Below are 17,665 nucleotides of genomic sequence, written 5' to 3'. Positions count from 1 at the left end.
TTAAATAGTGGGGGCTCGGAGAGTCCCCACTCGGTGAATTTAACGATTCAGATTCTGCCGCTGCGCTTTAGGCGCCAATAGGCCTCTACCAGAGACTGGTGCAAAAGCTCCGGTCTCGAGTCAACCACTATGACATTGTTTGCCTGCAAATGCTGAAGTAATTGCTCCCTGCGGCGCAGGAAGTCCCTCGCTGCTGCGCTGTTTACTGCACTATCAAAGTTCTGAATCGGCTGTTGCAGCAATTTGTCCACAGAAGTCTCCCGCAGACTGGCAATCATCACCAGGTGATTGCGCGACAGCAATTTGACTGCTGCTAGGAGTTCGTCACTATCTTCATCGCGCAAGTTGGTAATCAGGATTACCAGGGCACGTCGCTTGTGGTGGGCCATCAACTGTTGTGCGGCGCTAGTGTAATCTGCGCTACTGGTGCCAGAGTGGAGGTCGTAGACATTATTCAGCAGTAGGTTGATTGCACTTTCGCCTTTTACTGGAGGCAGCTGTCCACCACTGCTCTCCTGTGCCGCAGCAAATGCCTGCAAGCCGACCGCGTCCCCCTGTTTGATGGCGACATAAGCTGAAAGTAGCAAGCCATTGAGTGCGTGGTCAAAGTGGCTCAGCTCGCCGTCTTTCGCACGCATCCGGCGGCCGCAATCCAGCATATAAATAATTTCCTGGTCGCGTTCGTCCTGGTATTCACGGCTGATCAGTTTGCGCAGCCGTGAGCTCGCGCGCCAGTCCACCTGTCGCTGGCTGTCTCCCTGGCGGTATTCCCGCAGCTGGCGGAAGTCCATTCCCTCACCGCGACGCTGCTGCTGGTGCAACCCCATCAGGCGCAGGCTCTGTTCGGTGGAGAGAGATTGCAGCGAGGAGATACCAAGAAAATTGGGGTAGACCTTGACGGTCTGCTCCTGTCCCAGCCATACCCTTGTCTGCCAGAGTCCCCAGGGAGAGTTGGCCAGCACCTCGATTCGTCCGAAAGAGGCACTGCCTCGGCGACGGGGTACCAGGTCGTACTCGATGGTGATTTCCTGGTCCGGGTTAAGTTGTGCGGAGCGCGGCAGCCCTGTCGATCCTAGTTGCTGTGGGATTGAGTCGGAAATCTGGAGTAATAGTGGGCGTGGGCCGGTATTGTGAAGTTTTAGCCGCGCAGTATTGCGTACGCCCAGGGCCAGGTTGCCTGGCAATCGCCGCAGCCCCTGCAGACCGGTTACACGGTAACCAGTGAGATAGTCCAGCAGGGTGGCGCTGATTAACAGGGCACTCGCTCCCCACCAAAGGTTGCCGATAAATGAGCTGGCTTGCGGAAACCAAATTCGCGCTGCTGTAATTGCCAGAGCTGCCAGGCACCAGTAGCCGAGCAGTTTGACCAGGCGCGGACTCGGGCCGGTGCGACCGCTTTGTGCTGGTGCTACCTGTTGCTCTGTTGCAGCTACAGTCTGTGTCACAGTCGCGGCGCCTCAACACTGTCGATAATCATTGCCAGCGCCGTATCAGCAGTTTCACCGTCAATTTCCATATCTGGAGATAGGCCGATACGGTGGCGCATTACCGGGATGGCCATGGCCTTGATATCATCCGGCAGTACAAATTCCCGTCCCTGTAACAGCGCATTGGCGCGAGCTGCCTGCAGCAGGCCGATACTGGCGCGCGGGCCGGCGGGGCTGCGCAGCTGCGGTGATTGGCGGGTGGCGCGCACCAGCCGCACGGCGTAATTCAATACCTGTTCGTCCAAGCCCACCTGGGGCACCAGGGCCTGAAGTTGCTGCAATCCCTCGACAGTAATTTCCCCGGCCAGCTTTTCCTGTAGGCTGCGCTCAATTCGGCCACTGCTGGCGGCGGCGGCCAATTTCAGTTCCGCTTCGAGGCTGGGGTAATCGATGAGGACTTTCAGCAGGAATCGGTCCAGTTCCGCCTCTGGCAGCGGGTAGGTACCTTCCTGCTCGATGGGGTTTTGAGTGGCGAGTACCATAAATGGGCTGGGTACTTTCAGTGCCTGGCCGTCGATAGTGACCTGTTTCTCCTGCATCACCTCCAGCAGGGCGGCCTGGGTTTTGGCGGGGGCGCGGTTGATTTCATCCGCCAGCAGCAGGTTGGTAAATACTGGACCTCGACGCACTTCAAAGCGGCTCTCTCCCATGTTGTACATGGCGTGGCCAGTAACGTCGGCGGGCATCAAATCCGGGGTAAACTGGATGCGACGGAAATTGCCGCCAAAGCAGTTGGCCAGGGTGCGCACCAGAAGGGTTTTGCCGAGTCCAGGTACACCTTCGAGCAGTACGTGGCCAGAAGCCAACAGAGCTACGAGTACCTGGTCAACCACCTGCTCCTGGCCAATCAGCAACCGATTGATATTGTTGCGCAGTATCTGAAGTTTGGCGGACGCAGCCTGCCAGTCAGGTGACGGGCCCGTGGTTTGTTGTTCTGGTTGAAGGGTGGTCTCGTTCATAGGACTGCCTCAATTCGCTGCAGATTACGCATGTGTTCAGTAAATGTTTCTTCGGTTGTGGGGGGCTTGCCCCACAGGGTTTCAACTATTAGCCGTTCATCCATACCGGTGGAGGCACAGAGCTTGTCGCACAGTTTGCGTTTTTTAGTGGCGTTGATATGGGTGGCGCCAAGGCGACGTAGAAGTTCTTCCCGATGGCCGCGCAGCAGGGTTTCCCCCTGGTCGTCCTGCCAGTAGTAATGGCCGCAGGCGGATATATGTTCTAGCAGAGAACGACGGGACACTTCTGGCTCCGGCTGCAAGGGGCCGAAGCGGCGCCCGTGTAGTAATAGCCAAGCGAGTAAGGCCAGTGCGCCGGCGAGAAAAAACTCTGCAGCGTATTGACGAGCAACCTTAGAAAGGGTTTCAAAGCGGGGGCGGGTGAGAAAGACAAACTCTCCTTCGCCGGCCAGCAATTGTAAGAAATAGGCGTGATCGAAGTGGCCAATACGCTGGGACTGCCACAGGGTGCTGTCAGTCATCAAGGTAATCACACCATTGCCGCGCTCGAACTGCATAAACGGTACGCCGACATCGCCGCGTCGTACCTTAGCCCAGAAAACAGGCCCACTGTCGATAGTCTCGTCATTAAATGAAGGATGGTAGAGCAGGTGGCTGGCATCGAGGTATAGCTGTATATCGCTGCCGCCCTCAACAGGCAGGGTTACCAGATCCTCCTCTGACACATCGGGGTTGCGAGACTCCTCTTGTTCCTCTGGCTCATCTTCTGTTTCGCCTTCGTCCAGTTTGCGATTGTGCTCTCGCATGGCATCGGCAGGGCTCTGCTCAGGCTCGAGTACGGCATCCTCCCCGAGCAGTTGCTCCAGGGTTTCTTGCAGTTCGAACTTACTGTGCCCCTCTTGGATAGAGACGTCCATGGATTCAAGTAGCCAATCGCGGTTTTCACTGCGCCTGGAGTCGCTGTCGAAGTTGCCGGTGTAGGCTACAACGATGGCGTGGCCACCGCGTTCGACCCACTCGAGAAGCTCTTGGGCCTTGGTGGGGTTATAGACCTGGCTGGAGCTGCTGATAAACAGGGTGGCATCGGAGGATAGGCCTTGGAGTACAGATATATTATCCGCTTGGCGCGGTGCCAGTTGGACATCGGTGAGGTATCTCTCTGCTGCTAGGTAGGGATTTCGTCTGGCTTCCATGCTCCAGCCGTTATCGATCTCCTTGGAGTAGCGCTCGTAGAAAGTGAGGAATAGCCATACAAGTGCAACGCCACTTATGACCAAAGCTGCCAACAGAATTCTCTTAGCGGTCATTGCCAAATTCCTCCTGCCATTGGCTACAAAGTGAGCTTACCTGAGCCTCTTTTGGCGGCCGGTGGGCATAGGCAAGCTGCTGCCAGTTTGCAGTAAGCTCTTGTACAAATTGACTCAGGGCGGGACTTACTGGGCGCTGTACTTCATTCGGCTCCTGTTGCCTTACTTGTACCAGCTGTGCGCATTCACTTTCGGTAAGGTGATCGCCAAAATAAAACTCGAAGTCTTCAATCAGGTGAGAGAGGGTGGCGCGGTACAATAGTCCCAAACTGGCTCGCTTGTCTCCCTCTGTCCACAGGCGCATGACCTCCGCGCAAACGTCATCGGGCAGACTCGATTGGCGTACATCCAGGCCGAACAGGGTTTCGGGGACGGGCTGCTTTTTCTTTGGCTTAGGCTGCCATTTCAAGCTCTGAAGAATTTTATCGTGATGTCTCCAAAGCAGATAGCCCAGGCCGAATACCAAGCCAATCCAAAGCAGCAGCTCCAGGATTTTCGCAATTGTTGGGCCCCATTTAACTTCATCGTCAACTTCAGGCGTATCTTTAGAGTTCTCAAAAAGCCATTCGATAAAGTTAATTAACCACTCGGGGAACTTTTCTTTGACGGCTTCTGTTTCAGATTTGTGTTTTTTGCGCCAACCACTGATCTCTTTCATTTGATGAAAGTCATCGCCGGCGAGAATTTCGTCAATATGCTCTTGGGCCTGCTGCGGGGTTTCCAAAGATGCGGCGCTGGCGGGGGGCGCTGGAATTAATGAGCCAAAGGTGAGCCCGCAGATCAGGATTAGGGCAGCAGTGCTTGGTTTTCTTCTGCGGTGGGACTCCTGTTCACGCTGCTGGCGTTCCAGTAGGTCCCGAAACTGGATTTCTATATCCCAGCCTTCCAACTCAATACGACGGCCAATATAAAGGCAAAATCCGCTAACGATATAGAAGGGGGCTACTGCTGCCATAACAAACAGGTAGAGTCCGTTATATATCCATTCCAGCCATTGAGTATCCCCTTGGAGCAGAGGGATCCAATCGATCCCATCGGAATACTGTTCAGGGATAAACAGAAATGCCATCACACTTAATGCGGCAAGTAGAAATATCTCAATATGGTAAAGCGTTAGTGTTAGCCAGGTGGCGGTCCCAGAGTGTTTGCGGTGCAGTACCCCAAGGCGCGAAGTACGGGCCTTACCTGTGGATTGCTCCAGCACGGTAACTGGCATATCGAAAGAGCGTGTGGGGCTCAGCCGACGGAGGGTAAGCCACATAAACCAGTCGCGACGATTCTGGCTAAAGAAATGCTTCAATGCCTGACCAATGGATACCGGTGAGCCAAATAATGCGCGGCTGATCATAAACAGGGGCAGCCGATCAAATACGGGTTTCAGCCACCAAATAAATAAGATGGAGAGCGTTGGTGACTCTGGAAACAGCCAATAACACAAAGCAAATAGCGGTGCTGCAGGCAACAGGTAGACTATAAAAAGTTGCCACCAGTATTTTCGTGCCAGGGCGATACCGAGATCGACAGACTCCCAGGGAGAGCGCAAGCGGGCTCGCACAGCCAGATTCTTAATTTGCATGAGTTGCGCCCTCCCTGCGTCCCGCCAGGATAAAGTACGCAAAGACCAGTACCCAAAACAGGGCGCCTACCCCGAGCTTGATCGCAATCGGTGTGCTGGCACTGGAGGACCAGAAGGCTTCAAGGAAAGCGGCAATCACCAGCATCAGGAAAGTGCCGTACATAATCTTCATTGCTTCGACAGCGGCCAGGCGCAGTGCGACCGTGCGCCTGTGCTGGCCCGGATCCACTAGAGAGCGTCCCAGTATCAGACCCGCTGCTCCAGCCAGTACTATGGCGGTCAACTCAAAGGCGCCGTGGCCAATCACAAATGGGTAGAAGGTGGAGACAAAACCCACCCGGGTGATATGCCCAAACGCTGCGCCAATATAGATGCCGTTAAACACCAGGAAGAAAATTGAGCCCAGGCCAAACAGTACACCGCCGGCAAAGGTGCGAAAGGCGATGCCAATATTGGTTTTGATATAAAAACCGAACATGAACAGGTCGGTATCAGAGCCGCGCTCGCGCCCCAGTACCCGGTTGCCCGGATCATACATGGATTCAAAACCCATAACCTGTTCCGGTGACATTACTGCGTACACCAGGGCATCGTTGTTGTAAGTGCCGATTCCCAGGATCAGGCCAGGTATTAAAAACAAAGCGGATGCCAGCAGTACTGCGCGGCTATTAGCGCGCACGGCTTGGGGAAAACCTGCCAACAAATAGTGCAACCACCCCTTGCGGCGCAAGGTTTCCTGGCGGTAGACACGGTGATGTGCCGCCATAACCAGCTGGTTGAGGTGGTCTATCAGGCGGTTGGTATATTGCCGCTCCTTTGCCATTGCCAGCTGCTGGCAAAGGTTGCGATAGGCGACGGGTAGGTCCAGGGCCGCAACTTCGGACTTGTTCCGATCCGCTTTCAGCCAGGCTTCTAATTGCTCCCAGCTGTCGCGGTAGCGATTCTCAAAGTCTCTCTGCTTCATAGGTACCTCTGCCTATCCCCTGCCACCGAGTAGCCAACTGCCCACGGAGCGCAGGTAGCTCAAGGCATCGCTGTCCCTTTTCCGAGTAATCGGCTCGAGCAGATTGGCGAGCTCTTGCTGACGCGCTTCGCTTAAATCCTGGTGGCGCTCCAAAAGGCTAACCAGTGCCTGTTGGTCTTGCTGGCGAAGGTTTTGCGGTGGTGGGAGCGGGGTGGTATCCGGCAGGGCAACTGGTGCCTTTTCCTCTTCGCGATAGACCACCAGGGTGGCTGCTGCCAGGTCGCCAAGGCGCTGGAAGTGACGCCCCAGTGTCATGCTTATTACGCCAGTGGCGTAGGCAAATGGCATAAAATCCGCGAAGCGTAACAGGTTGCGAACGATGGATGCTCCCCAAGATACCGGCGTAAGGTTGTCGTTGACCACCATGAGGCCAAAGGCCTTTTTGCCCGGTGTCTGGCCGTTCCGCAAAACTTCAAAAAACACCGGGTAAAACCACTCGAGAAGAAAGGCGCAGACGAGCCAGATACCCGCACCGGCAAAGCCAGCAAATAGCAACGCAAAGCCGATCGCAGCCAATATCAATGATCGATAAAACACATCCACTGCATACGCAAGGATACGTGGCACGGGCCCAGCGGCCCGCGCGCGCAAATCAATCCCCTCGGGTGTTTCGACGTTATAGGTGGTATCCAGCAAGCCACCGCTCCTGTTTGGTAGAACCGATTATGTGTTTTGAGTGGGGGCGCCGAAGACCTGACGGTAAGCAACGCCGTAAGTCGCAAAAATCCAGGGAAGGGCGAATATTAATCCTATGAGGAATAGAAGGCTGCCTGCAACGTAAATGACCATCATTACCAGCAAAAGGCCAAAAAAGGCGAACCAGTTTTTGGTGATGGCTTTACGTGAAGCCTCCATTGCCTGCCAGGGACCCAGGTTGTGATCTACGATAAGCGGCAGGGCCATCATATAGGCGACTGAGAGATAGATACCGGGAATAAGTAACAGGTAAAAGCCAATCGAAACGAGGAAATATAATAAAAACATTGCCAGGCCAAGGGGCACGATTTTATCGAAATAGGAGAATACCTCGGTGGCGCTGGTTTTTTCTCCTCTGGCAATCTTTATACTTACCATCATAGAACCTGCCATAAGAGGGGCAACGATCACTATTACGGCGATAGGCGCTAAGATGGCTAGGAATAGCATGCCTGATAAGCCAGCAGCCGATGATATTGAACCCCACATTAATGCCGCTAGGATGAGCATTATTGCGGATGCGCCCAGTGCGTAAAGAATAAAACTAAGCCATATAGTTCCCATATTGCTTAGTGATAGTTGCCACCCTTCACTGAGGGCTTCACCGAGAGAAAACGAATAGTCCCCTGCAATCCCCTTCTCTACAGAGCCGAATTCCTCCATTTCCCGCGTACTCGCCAAATCGGCTTTTGGTGCCGTATAGATGTCACTCATCCTGTTAGCTGTCCTTATTGAGATTTAGATTATTTATGGGGTGCAGAGTCTTGGGAGGGGAATATCTCATAGGCGGGAGTGGCGAACAATGCCACGCCAATACATCGGCAAATTAGGTGATACATCTTTCTCAGCATAAAATCCCCGGGGAGTGACTAAGGAATAGAATTGATGAAAAAAATACTGTGGATGAGCGGTCTGATTTTGGTGTTGATTACCGCTGGATATGTTGCCTTGCCGTTTTATTCCATCGAGCAATTGCAGCGTGCGGCGAAAATGGCTAAATCCGATCAGCCGCAGGTTAGAACTGAGAGTATCGACACGTTAGAGCATTATGTCGATTTTCCTGTTTTACGTGACAATTTAAAGATCCGCATACAGCAGCAACTTAGGAATTCCCTAAGTAATTCTATTCCTCAGGAATTTGATGAATTACTGAGTGCTGGTGCAAATTTCTTTATGGATCCACTTTTACAACAGTTTATTACTCCTGAGGGCATTGCCGACCTTCTTCGTGGGGGAGAGGATCTGGAGGCATTTCAGCGGGAAATTTATCGACAGGGTAGTGAAACACCGGATATTTCCGGGAATGAGACTTCTGCAGCGGAAGAGAAAGAAGATTCCTGGCAGCGCATGGGGTGGCATTTTACCGACATCAATCATCTGAGTGTTGAATATGGTGAGCATGGCCAGCCTGAATTGCGTCTGTTGATGCAACGCAATGGTCTGCGCTGGCAACTGGTGGATATCCAGCTAATTGGTGATAGAAGTGGAGAGAGTCAGGAATGGAGATAGAAAATTCAGTCAACGTCTTTGGCGATCCACTGGTGCCTTGTAGCCTGGACCCGAAGACAGGCTTCTTTCGCGATGGCTGTTGTAACACCTGTAAAGAGGATCTCGGTTCTCACACCGTCTGCGTTGCTGTGACTGATAAGTTCCTGGAGTTTTCCCGCAGTCGCGGCAATGACTTGAGTACACCGGTAGAGGAGTTTAATTTTCCCGGTTTAAAGGAAGGGGATCGTTGGTGTCTCTGTGCCGCGCGCTGGCTCGAAGCGGAGAAATTGGATATGGCTCCCCGGGTATTTTTACAGAGTACACATGTGAAGGCGCTGGAGATTATTCCTATGCAAACATTGCGTCGCTATGCGCTGGATTTACTTTAGTTAATTGGGTGGATCAGCTTCTTGTCCACCTATTAACTCCCTTCAAATGGCGGCACGTCCCTGTGTCGCCACGCTACAGACAAGATAGCTACTCGGAGCTTAAGAGGGCAGGAAGTCGATTGAGTAGTTTTTGGTAGTACTCTCAACGTTGGCAGAACCAAAATTGATCATGCGGATTCTCGCCAGCAACTTGCGCTCAAGTGCCGGGTTATTGAGCTCGCTCTCTACCAATTTGATCGACGCGATAGCACCATTCGGTGCGATCACTAACTGTACGGTGAGCCTTCCCTGCAGAGTTGGGTCCCTGCGCAACGCGCGATTATAGATTCCAATAATGGCCTCTTTATTGGCTTCCATAACACTGCGAATGGAATCGTCGGTACGTATGGATTTTTGCCCTCTGGCCTTGGCCACCGCTTCTTTGGCTGAACCCGTTGCCTGGGTACTTTGCACTCGGGTGTTCTCGCGCCCGGCCAGTGAGACACCACCGGTATCCCGACTAACTCTACCGGCGGCAACGCCGCCACTGGAGGCTTTTGACTTATCCGCGATCATACTGCGTTCTATTCTAGTGGCAGTAGCATTCCCCGAGCTGAGCTGGCCCCGGCTAATATCCGATGTATTAAAACTCTCGCGCATATCCAGCAGATCATCGGCGAGTGCATTCAGACCGCTATTGGCCGCTTTCTCCCGGGCCTGCTGTACTTTGGCAACCGGGGGATTTTCAACCTTGCGCGGCTTCTCCACAGGCTTGGGCTTGTCGGGTGTTTCCGCTTTCTTTTTGGGTTTCTCTTCGGGCTTTTTCTTTTCCTCGGGCTTCTTTTGCTCTTTGGGTTTCGGCTTTGGCTTGGGTTTTGGCAATTCCTTTTTTTCCAAAATCACTTTGGCCAGCTGTGGGGGCACCCTTTCGGCCTGTTCCCGGGTGAGTTCGGGTACTGGCGCTAGTGCAACGGCAATGCCACTGATGGCCAGGGCTATCAGGCCACCGCGCAGCAATTTGATAAAGCGCTGATCCTCCTCTCTTGAGGCGGACCAAGGTAGCACTGTTTCCTGTAGTTGCCAGGGGGCGTAACTAATGGTTGCTGTACTCATATCAGGATTCCACCCCCGAGGGATCTTCCGGCGCTGTTTGTTCTACGGCGAAAGACATATCGCGGAAGTCTGCGGCTGCGCATGTGTGCATGATCTGCTTCAGCAACTCATAGGGAACTTGTTCATCACCTAAAATAGTCACTGCTCGGCCCAGAGTTTTCTGGGCTTCGCTCAGCTCTCCCGCTCGTTCAGCACGGTATTTAAGCTCTGTTACCAGGGCCTCAATATTCTCTGCGCTGGGATCGATATCATCGATGTTGGCGATAAATCGGTCCCCGACAAATAACTGTTTATTGTTGACCCGCACTACAGTAGTCACCTCGGGTTTCTGTTGTGAGGTGGACTTGGGCAGTTTTATGGTTTTATCAGTCTGCAGAACTTGAACATCACTGGTTGAGTTCACCAGAAGGAAAAACACCAGGATGGTGAAGATATCCATCAGTGATACCAGGTTCAGTTTTGATTGCTGCTTTTTTTGTCTTTGCCTGCGTTCTTGCAGTTTTGCGGCTGCATTTATCTTCATAGTTTGGCCCCGCTATTTTGTCTGCTCCGGTGCATCGCCGAGAGATATCTGGGGGAACAGTTCTGCATCAACAACAGATGCGGCCACTACTGCCCGGTAGCTGCGCGCAGTATCCATGGCGGCGACCAGCGTTTTGTAAGGCGTTCCCTTTTCTGACAGGATCACCAGATCATCTTTGTCGATAGATTTTTCCCTCAACTGCCGTTTTATCTGCTGTAAAACGATAGATATCGTGGCGAAATCCGGTGAGTTTTCCTCGTGTGGGATGCGTTTAACCCGCTGCCCAGCGGGATAATTAATATCGACATACTGCGTGCGCAGAACGAGTTCGAGCTGGCGGTTTTCCTCCACACTACTGGAACTTCCATCGCTGATACCCGGTAGGTTCAGCTTGAGCACGGAGATATGGGAAAACACCATATTTAGCAGTAGCACAGGAACCAAAATGGTCATCAAACTCATAAACGAGGTGATATCGAGTTCCGCTTCCTCATATCCACGCCGGCGAATATTTATGTTCAGCATGGCGGTATCCCTTAGCTGTTAGCGGTGCGTTGTTCCGCTTTTTGTGGACGTCCCATGGTCAGCAGATTAAGGAATTTAACCCCGGCCATTTGCAAACTATCGACAATCTCATTGGTTTTATTTTGTAGCATTGAGTTAAACAACAGCAGGGGAATGGCAGAAATCAAACCGAATGCTGTAGTGTTCATCGCTACGGAAATACTGGTGGAGAGCATGGTCGCTTTTTCAGATGGGTCGGCACTGGCTACTGCGGTAAATGCAGCAATCAGACCCATAATAGTGCCGAGTAGGCCCAGCAGAGTGGCAATATTAGCGAGAGTGGCCAAGTAACTGGTGCGTTTTTCCAGACGGGGAACAGCTTCGAGAATACCTTCCTCAATAGCCAGGGCAATATTTTCCTCGCGCTTGGCAAATTGCAAAGTGTTGATGCCTGCTGCGGCGATACGGCCCATTGCTGCATCGTTGTCTCGGGCCAGCTGCAAGACACTTTGATAGCTGCGTTTTTGCAACATGGGCAATACTTGTTGATACGCCTTTTTATTGGCATTCCGCGCGCGTGATAAAAATATCCAGCGCTCTACTACCATTGCCAGTCCGATAACCAGAACCACCGCAATTGGGTACATGAAGGGTCCGCCATTTTGGAAAAAACGCAGCATCGCTTGAGTGAATTCCATGATTTAATTCTCCACAGATAAAGTTATAAATTTGTAGTGCAAAGGGAGAGCGATTGAGTTCCCACCCTTGGTGTATAAAGAGGGCCGCGGGACGTTGAAGCCTGCTGCGGCTGTTCCATGTCTTCGCTGTATAAATTCAGCAGCGCCGCTTCCATGCGCCGCAAAAAATTATTTTTAATTTTGGTGGGTCGGCCTAATCGGTTTTTTCCTGTTCAGCTTGTAACAGCTTTATTTCCCGCCGAAATTCCGAATATTCCTGATGTTCAAATACGGAGGAGAAAGTTTGCGGCAGAACGCTGTCGAGCCTTTGTAAACTGTCGGCTTGCTTCCAGGGAATGATATATAAAACCTTAGGTTGTTCCTGACTGCCAATTACGGTGGACTCCAGCGTTGTTATTTCCTCTGCTGTTGCGCCGTATGCAAAGATAGACAGGCTCAGTATGAGGCTAGAAAATAATTTCATTGTTAAAGTCTCCGCTCCAGCTCGAGTATCCATGCACTGAGCAATTTATCCTGTTCAGTACCGGAATCTTGCGCTGTCATATAGTGCTGAAGGGCGCGCTCGGGTTGTTGCAGGTAAAGGTCGTAGAGGATTCCCAAGTTGCGGTGTGCATCGGCATAGTGTGGCCAACGCTCTATGGCGGCGTTGTAGTATTTCTCTGCATCTTCGAACCGTCCCCGGTCACGCATCAGCGCAGCAAGATGATTCCAGGCAAATACATTGTTATCGTTTACAGCAATAGCCTGGCGAAAGCTGCGCTCGGATTCCTCATATTTCTCGCCGGACTGTTGCACGATTGCCAGGTTAAGCCAGGCTCCAGAAAGCTCCGGCCACTTTTCAGTAATTTGTAGCAGTTGTGATTCGGCTGCAGGTAAATCATTTGCCTGAAAATTCTGGTGAGCCAGTTCCATCGCTGCACGGGCCTGTTGCGGTACTCTTTTACCATCACGCAAGTAGGGGTTTTCTGTCAGTTGTTGCGCGGCGTCACTATCTGCGGGCGACATCGTCTTTTGCAGGCCGCTACATGCAGAGAGTAGAAAAACCAATAGCGCAGTAGTGAATAACCGTGCGATTGAAGTTAATTTCTGGGTGCTCGATTCAGTGCAGTGCATCACTCCACTCCAGGGTTTTTTCTTCTTTTTTGTAGCGTGCGGGTAACAGCTCTCCCAGTGAATGGAAGCTGCGTTTAACCCAGTCGTCGTAAATACCCTCAACCGTGCGCTGGATATTGGCCTCGTGAAGCTCTATGGATTTCTCCTCAAAGGGATAGGCCTGTTCCTCCAGTAGAATTTCGTATTGTTCCAATTCCAGCTCGTTCAGGTTTTTAGGACGCTGTGAGTCCATCAGGTCACGGCTGAGCTGTCGGTACACTTCCGCGAGGCGATAGTTTGCTTGAGGGGTGAATTCTGCGATGCCAAACTCGAGGACTTTGCGGTAATCCGTCACGGTAGTTTGCATGGCCCGCTTTTTATTAGCGAGACTGGTCTTTAATGGCAAGCGCAGTGCCAGTTCAGCAAATTTCGCATAACTTTGTTCCGCCAGTTCACTTTGAGAATAAGCGGCCAGGTAACGCCCGCGGGATGACTGCAGCGAGTTCTGTGCAAGTTGTTGTAGCCAGTAATTCCGCTTGGTGGGCTTTTTAGTCTGAGCGTAGATTTCGACCAGCTGAAATTGCGCTTCCAGACGTTGCTCAGCGGGCTCTGGCCACAATTTGCTGTAGTTGCGATAGCTTTCAATAGCCCTGTTGTACTCACCGGCTTTTTGCAGGTTTTCTGCAGCCATAAACAGGGATTGACGGCGAACTTCCCGATCCGGATCTGTAGCAGCTAATTGCAGTAATTCTGAGGCGGCAGCCGCCGGCATTTCCAGAGCTTCAAAGATAACGATGGCTTTGGCAGCCAGTGTCGGCGTCAAGGTGTGCGCGGGATAAAACTGGCGGAAATCAGCGAGTTCTGTGCTGGCGCGCTGCCACTGCCCTAATTGAATAAGAAAATTAATCGCATCATATTGGGCGGTGGCCGCAACCTCTGTGCGCCCGCTATCGCGGATACGCAGCAGGTGATTGAGGGCTTCCTCACTGGGAGCGGCATCCTCACTCTCGCGCTGGGCCAAAATGATTTCTGCCTGGCGATAGATGGATAACTGCAATTGGCGCAATGCGTCTTTGCGCAGCTTATCGTCTGGCTGGTAGCCGAGCGCGCGGGTATAGGCAGCCTCTGCCTGGGGATATTGCTTCAGGGAAAAATGGCTGTGGGCCAGTATTATTGCAATACTTAGTTGCTGTTGTCTATTGGCTGGCGGTTGCCATTGATCGGCGTGCTCGGCAGCGGCGATGGCTTCGGCAAAGCGCGATTGTTGTAACAACTTATCGGCAGCGGCTAGCTGTACTGGCAGAGCTCTCGGGTCTTGGGGCCAGCTCTGTGCAAATTTCAGGCTCGCTTCGATATTGCGATCGAGCCACAGGATTTTCTGTTCCGACTCTTGATCCGGAGTTTGTTCATGCACTCTGGCTGCACTGAGGATGGCTCCGTAGCCGGCTTCGGCAGCATACTTGGGATCTTGGTATTCCCAGGCTACCTGGCTGTAAGCGCGCCAGGCGGCGGGGTGATCTGCAGCCTGCTCAAGACACTCTGCCATTAGGAAAACCATGGAGGGCGTGCGCGGGTCTTGTGGAAAAGTCTGCGCGTATTCCCGATATAAAGCAGCGGCACTGCGATAGGCACCCAGTGATTGTGTGCTGACAAGGCGGCGCTCTTTCACTTTACTTGCGGGCAGCTTTGCCACCTGCTGAGCTAATTCCTGTGCGCGGGCGTGGTCAAATTGGGCCAATTCGTACAGCCATGGTTGCAGGGTTTTGGCTAATTCCTGCTGCTGAGTTTCATCTGCTGCTTGCCAGTAATCAGTGTTCACACCGTAGCGCCGTACAAAGTCCCGCTTCGTCGGCAGAACTTCTTTATGTAGTCTCCCCGCTTGCAAGGTTTCGACGGCGAGAAGATGGAGCTGTGGGGCCTGTTGGGTTTGCGGGTAGTGATTTACGAATTGTAAAAAGGTATCGGCACTGTTGCGGAACAACTCTTTTTCCCGATACCAGGTGCCGAGTGCGCTGTATAGTTGGTGCTGATAGGGACGTGGCTTTCCATCGAGGTTAAAAGACTCAATGGCTTCAGCGCCGCCCAGGTAGCTGAAGTTTAATGCGAGCCCACGCAGGCTGTCTTCACGCAGGCGCTGTCGTCCAACAGGGAGTTCCTCTTCTTGTTCCTCGCTGTGCAAAATATCCAGTGACTGGAGAAAAATTTCTGTGGATGCGCGGTAATTGCTCGATTTAAATTCTGACCAAGCCAGCATATAGCGAGCATTATCCGTAAATGGACTCGGCCCCTGCTTGAGCAATGCTCGGAAGTCTCGGGCGGCGCTGGGGTAGTCTTTGCGGTTAAATGCCGCTTCGCCACGGCGGAATAACACTTCGCCAATAAATGGTGAATCCGGTGAGCTGCCAGCAATCTTTTCCAATGCCTGTAAGGCTGCAGGCATTTCCCCATCCAGTGCCCGGGCGCGAGCTAAGCGATAGAGAATGTAATCATCTTTCGGACGCTGTGCGGATAGGCTCTGGTAATAATCGACCGCGCTGGAGTAGTCGACAATAGTGTCAGGATTGTCGGACTGTTCTTGCTCCAGTCGCTCCATTTCCAAGTCCGCCAGGCGCAGATGGATTTGCTGCTGAACCTTTGGGTCGGTATGGCTCTCCAGTGCTGTGCGGTAACTTTGCACCAGGTTTTCCAACGCGGCAGCGGTTTGTGCGGGCGGACTTTGCGGCGCCTCTTCCTTAGGGTTGGGGGCGGTAGCTCGGGGCAGGTCAGCGAGGGTTTGTACCGGCTGATTGCCACAGGCTGTCAGGACACAGTAAATACCAATAGCCAGTGAGCGCAGGGCAAATACACCTGCCGGGTGCGGGGCGTTATTCATGGTCTGCAGCCCCGATATTATCCGTGTCACTGTCAGCCTGAGAGGCTGCGGGGATCGCCTGCATTTCAGCGTCTTGCAGACGTGCGATAGCCAGGCGTGTGTGGGCCATATAATTGTGAATTTGCTGCTGCTCCCTACCCAGCTGGGCGATAACCTCTCGGCGCAGGTCGGCTTCAATCAATTCGCTGGCTCGACCAATCGCCGCTTGCCGAGCTGGAATTTCGTCACCGGCGGTGACCACCCGATAGGCTAGTTGGCGCAGTTGTGGCCCCCGCTGTGCTTCGGTATCTGTTTTCTTGCGTTGTTCCCGCCCCCTGCGTAACTGATCTTCGAGCAGCTGTAGGGATTTTTGCTGCTGCCACAACTTCTCGTGATACTGTTCACTGGCTTGCCAGAGCAAAATCCCCCGGGCTTTCGCCAGGGTTTCCACTTGTTGTTGGCTGGCTTTGCCGCTGTCCTGGATTTTTTTAAGACGTTCTTGAGCGCCGGTGAGAATTTCCAGTAATTCGAGGGTTTCACTTTGTTCATTTGGAGTGGCGGTGGTCGCCAATAAAGTGAGTGCGTCGCGCTCCTGTTCAATATGCTCGAGAGCTGCCCTCAAATGATCATATTGCTGTGTTGCTATCTGCAACTGCTGGTCAAACTGGGCGCTATTGTAGTTATCAATAATCGTTGTACGGCGCAGGTGACGCTCTTCGATAAGGTCGGCAAATTGGGGTAGTTTATCTTGCCAGGTCTGTAGGACCTGGGTGAGCTGCTGCAGATCGCGCAGCTCGGTGAGCCGCAATTGGAAGCGGTCACTTTGCAGGATTGGCCGCAGAAAGTGCTGGTTATCGCGCAATAGGGGAGAGGCCTGGGCCAGTTGTAACCAGCCATAGCGCCATGTCTCGCGCTGAACAGGATCATAGGCCAGTGGTTCCGTCGCCAGGTCTTGTTGTAACTGGTGTAACTCAGTAAGCGTTTCCAGGTAATAAGCTTCAGCGCTTTGGTATGTTCTGAGGGCTACAGAGCGATTTTCCAGTTTTTCGTAACCATAAGGCAGGGCTACCATCGCTTCCCGTGCGGCGGGACTGTAGCGGTGCTTATCCAGTAAAAATTGCAGTGCGTCTATGCCCGCTTGGTAGTCCTCACCATTGATAGAGGACCAAGCCATTCCCAGGAGTGCGCGAGTTGCCCAGGGCGTGTTGAGGCGAACCCTGGAAAAGGCTTCTTTAGCTGCGCTGTGTTGCTCTGCAAGAGCCAGGGCGTACCCCATACCAATATGGGCTTTATCAATGAGTATGGGAATTTCAGATGAAGGAATATCAATTGTTTCTGCAAAATCAACAGCGACTTGATATTCGTGAATTGCTGCAGGCAATTGGCCGGACCTGGCAAAGGCAGCGCCTAAGTTGATATGTCCCAGTAACTTTTCCGCAGGGTATAAATCGCTGGTTTCCAGTAATTTTTGAGCCGTGGTGAGGTCTTTATTGCGCAGCGCTAAGTTGAGAGGTAGAGAGGACTCCTCGGCAACCCCTGACTTTTCCAAGTGTGCTGCTGCGCTGACAAAATCACCGTTCAGGTAATTTAATTCGGCCAGCTTTAACCAGGCAGTGCGGCGATATTTTGGCGCAGCCTCGACATTACTCTGCTGTTCAAATAGTTCAGCTGCTCGTCTATGTAAACCAAACCCTAGGCTGATCCCGCCCTCTATCAATGCGGCGTTATCCCTGTGAATTTGAATTGAATCCCGCTGTTGAGCAACCAGCAGTGTGCTCAGGGCATCAAAGTAATTCCCTTGAAAATACTCGTAAAGCGTAGCGCCATAAGCCAGGTCTTGAGCCCTTTGGTATTTTTGTGGGGCTCGCTGCTCATTGCTGGGACCGTTTGTTTCGGCCACAGTATCAGCTCCCTGAGCGCAAAGGTTACTTGCGGCAAGGGTGAGCGCCAGGGATAGGGTGCGGGTAAAAGATGGGTAG

The 17,665-nt window shown here is 52.6% G+C and carries 17 protein-coding genes; 2 read left to right on the top strand and 15 right to left on the bottom strand.

Features of this window, described 5'->3' with window-relative positions; all coding sequences use genetic code 11:
* Positions 1-47: 47 nt before the first annotated feature.
* Genes ACJJI1_RS06460 through ACJJI1_RS06430 form a run of 7 tightly spaced genes read right to left on the bottom strand, consistent with a single transcriptional unit; the run spans position 48 to position 7,763 of the window.
* Positions 48-1,445, bottom strand: a complete 1,398-nt coding sequence (locus ACJJI1_RS06460) for a DUF58 domain-containing protein (protein WP_444958896.1) — start codon at positions 1,443-1,445, stop codon at positions 48-50.
* Positions 1,442-2,446 carry an AAA family ATPase gene (locus tag ACJJI1_RS06455; RefSeq protein ID WP_444895787.1) on the bottom strand — a complete coding sequence of 335 codons (1,005 nt, stop codon included), beginning with the start codon at positions 2,444-2,446 and terminating at the stop codon, positions 1,442-1,444. Before ACJJI1_RS06455 ends, ACJJI1_RS06460 begins: the two co-directional genes overlap by 4 nt.
* A complete protein-coding gene (locus ACJJI1_RS06450; RefSeq protein WP_444958895.1) occupies positions 2,443-3,753 on the bottom strand; it encodes a DUF4350 domain-containing protein in 1,311 nt (436 codons plus the stop codon). The genes ACJJI1_RS06455 and ACJJI1_RS06450 overlap by 4 nt, the downstream gene beginning before the upstream one ends.
* A complete protein-coding gene (locus ACJJI1_RS06445) occupies positions 3,743-5,329 on the bottom strand; it encodes a DUF4129 domain-containing protein (RefSeq protein ID WP_444958894.1) in 1,587 nt (528 codons plus the stop codon). Before ACJJI1_RS06445 ends, ACJJI1_RS06450 begins: the two co-directional genes overlap by 11 nt.
* Positions 5,319-6,293 carry a stage II sporulation protein M gene (locus ACJJI1_RS06440; protein ID WP_444958893.1) on the bottom strand — a complete coding sequence of 325 codons (975 nt, stop codon included), beginning with the start codon at positions 6,291-6,293 and terminating at the stop codon, positions 5,319-5,321. The genes ACJJI1_RS06445 and ACJJI1_RS06440 overlap by 11 nt, the downstream gene beginning before the upstream one ends.
* 12 nt (positions 6,294-6,305) lie before the next feature.
* Positions 6,306-6,989, bottom strand: coding sequence for an RDD family protein (locus tag ACJJI1_RS06435; protein ID WP_444895790.1), 684 nt, complete (start codon positions 6,987-6,989; stop codon positions 6,306-6,308).
* 27 nt (positions 6,990-7,016) lie between these two features.
* A complete protein-coding gene (locus ACJJI1_RS06430; protein WP_444958892.1) occupies positions 7,017-7,763 on the bottom strand; it encodes a DUF2189 domain-containing protein in 747 nt (248 codons plus the stop codon).
* A 171-nt stretch (positions 7,764-7,934) separates the two neighbouring features.
* Here ACJJI1_RS06430 and ACJJI1_RS06425 point away from each other — a divergent pair, with 171 nt between their 5' ends.
* A complete protein-coding gene (locus tag ACJJI1_RS06425; protein WP_444958891.1) occupies positions 7,935-8,558 on the top strand; it encodes a DUF2939 domain-containing protein in 624 nt (207 codons plus the stop codon).
* Positions 8,549-8,926, top strand: a complete 378-nt coding sequence (locus ACJJI1_RS06420) for a DUF2237 family protein (protein WP_413663688.1) — start codon at positions 8,549-8,551, stop codon at positions 8,924-8,926. Before ACJJI1_RS06425 ends, ACJJI1_RS06420 begins: the two co-directional genes overlap by 10 nt.
* 99 nt (positions 8,927-9,025) lie before the next feature.
* Here the strand turns inward: ACJJI1_RS06420 and ACJJI1_RS06415 are convergent, their stop codons facing one another.
* The 8 genes from ACJJI1_RS06415 to ACJJI1_RS06380 all read right to left on the bottom strand — a co-directional run bounded on the left by ACJJI1_RS06415 (position 9,026) and on the right by ACJJI1_RS06380 (position 17,586).
* A complete protein-coding gene (locus ACJJI1_RS06415) occupies positions 9,026-10,018 on the bottom strand; it encodes an AgmX/PglI C-terminal domain-containing protein (protein ID WP_444958890.1) in 993 nt (330 codons plus the stop codon).
* A gap of 1 nt (position 10,019) precedes the next feature.
* Entirely contained in the window at positions 10,020-10,541 is a 522-nt protein-coding gene (locus ACJJI1_RS06410; protein WP_444918500.1) for an ExbD/TolR family protein, read from the bottom strand.
* Positions 10,542-10,553: 12 nt separating this feature from the next.
* Positions 10,554-11,066 carry a biopolymer transporter ExbD gene (locus tag ACJJI1_RS06405; RefSeq protein ID WP_444958889.1) on the bottom strand — a complete coding sequence of 171 codons (513 nt, stop codon included), beginning with the start codon at positions 11,064-11,066 and terminating at the stop codon, positions 10,554-10,556.
* Positions 11,067-11,077: 11 nt separating this feature from the next.
* Positions 11,078-11,743, bottom strand: coding sequence for a MotA/TolQ/ExbB proton channel family protein (locus ACJJI1_RS06400; RefSeq protein WP_108734861.1), 666 nt, complete (start codon positions 11,741-11,743; stop codon positions 11,078-11,080).
* Positions 11,744-11,936: 193 nt separating this feature from the next.
* Positions 11,937-12,206, bottom strand: coding sequence for a hypothetical protein (locus tag ACJJI1_RS06395; RefSeq protein ID WP_413663684.1), 270 nt, complete (start codon positions 12,204-12,206; stop codon positions 11,937-11,939).
* Positions 12,207-12,208: 2 nt separating this feature from the next.
* Entirely contained in the window at positions 12,209-12,856 is a 648-nt protein-coding gene (locus ACJJI1_RS06390; RefSeq protein ID WP_444958888.1) for a tetratricopeptide repeat protein, read from the bottom strand.
* Entirely contained in the window at positions 12,843-15,707 is a 2,865-nt protein-coding gene (locus ACJJI1_RS06385; protein ID WP_444958887.1) for a tetratricopeptide repeat protein, read from the bottom strand. Before ACJJI1_RS06385 ends, ACJJI1_RS06390 begins: the two co-directional genes overlap by 14 nt.
* Positions 15,700-17,586 carry a hypothetical protein gene (locus ACJJI1_RS06380; RefSeq protein WP_444958886.1) on the bottom strand — a complete coding sequence of 629 codons (1,887 nt, stop codon included), beginning with the start codon at positions 17,584-17,586 and terminating at the stop codon, positions 15,700-15,702. Before ACJJI1_RS06380 ends, ACJJI1_RS06385 begins: the two co-directional genes overlap by 8 nt.
* Positions 17,587-17,665 lie beyond the last annotated feature (79 nt).

The sequence above is a fragment of the Microbulbifer maximicatervae (SeqCode) genome (assembly GCF_052467065.1).
This window is presented reverse-complemented; position numbering and strand designations above follow the sequence as displayed.

What these genes read in the sequence shown, in the direction of transcription:
- ACJJI1_RS06395 (WP_413663684.1), bottom strand. Translation starts at nt 12,206, where the DNA reads ATGAAATTATTTTCTAGCCTCATACTGAGCCTGTCTATCTTTGCATAC.
- ACJJI1_RS06455 (WP_444895787.1), bottom strand. Translation starts at nt 2,446, where the DNA reads ATGAACGAGACCACCCTTCAACCAGAACAACAAACCACGGGCCCGTCA.
- ACJJI1_RS06410 (WP_444918500.1), bottom strand. Translation starts at nt 10,541, where the DNA reads ATGAAGATAAATGCAGCCGCAAAACTGCAAGAACGCAGGCAAAGACAA.
- ACJJI1_RS06450 (WP_444958895.1), bottom strand. Translation starts at nt 3,753, where the DNA reads ATGACCGCTAAGAGAATTCTGTTGGCAGCTTTGGTCATAAGTGGCGTT.
- ACJJI1_RS06390 (WP_444958888.1), bottom strand. Translation starts at nt 12,856, where the DNA reads ATGCACTGCACTGAATCGAGCACCCAGAAATTAACTTCAATCGCACGG.
- ACJJI1_RS06430 (WP_444958892.1), bottom strand. Translation starts at nt 7,763, where the DNA reads ATGAGTGACATCTATACGGCACCAAAAGCCGATTTGGCGAGTACGCGG.
- ACJJI1_RS06445 (WP_444958894.1), bottom strand. Translation starts at nt 5,329, where the DNA reads ATGCAAATTAAGAATCTGGCTGTGCGAGCCCGCTTGCGCTCTCCCTGG.
- ACJJI1_RS06400 (WP_108734861.1), bottom strand. Translation starts at nt 11,743, where the DNA reads ATGGAATTCACTCAAGCGATGCTGCGTTTTTTCCAAAATGGCGGACCC.
- ACJJI1_RS06385 (WP_444958887.1), bottom strand. Translation starts at nt 15,707, where the DNA reads ATGAATAACGCCCCGCACCCGGCAGGTGTATTTGCCCTGCGCTCACTG.
- ACJJI1_RS06420 (WP_413663688.1), top strand. Translation starts at nt 8,549, where the DNA reads ATGGAGATAGAAAATTCAGTCAACGTCTTTGGCGATCCACTGGTGCCT.
- ACJJI1_RS06405 (WP_444958889.1), bottom strand. Translation starts at nt 11,066, where the DNA reads ATGCTGAACATAAATATTCGCCGGCGTGGATATGAGGAAGCGGAACTC.
- ACJJI1_RS06415 (WP_444958890.1), bottom strand. Translation starts at nt 10,018, where the DNA reads ATGAGTACAGCAACCATTAGTTACGCCCCCTGGCAACTACAGGAAACA.
- ACJJI1_RS06425 (WP_444958891.1), top strand. Translation starts at nt 7,935, where the DNA reads ATGAAAAAAATACTGTGGATGAGCGGTCTGATTTTGGTGTTGATTACC.
- ACJJI1_RS06440 (WP_444958893.1), bottom strand. Translation starts at nt 6,293, where the DNA reads ATGAAGCAGAGAGACTTTGAGAATCGCTACCGCGACAGCTGGGAGCAA.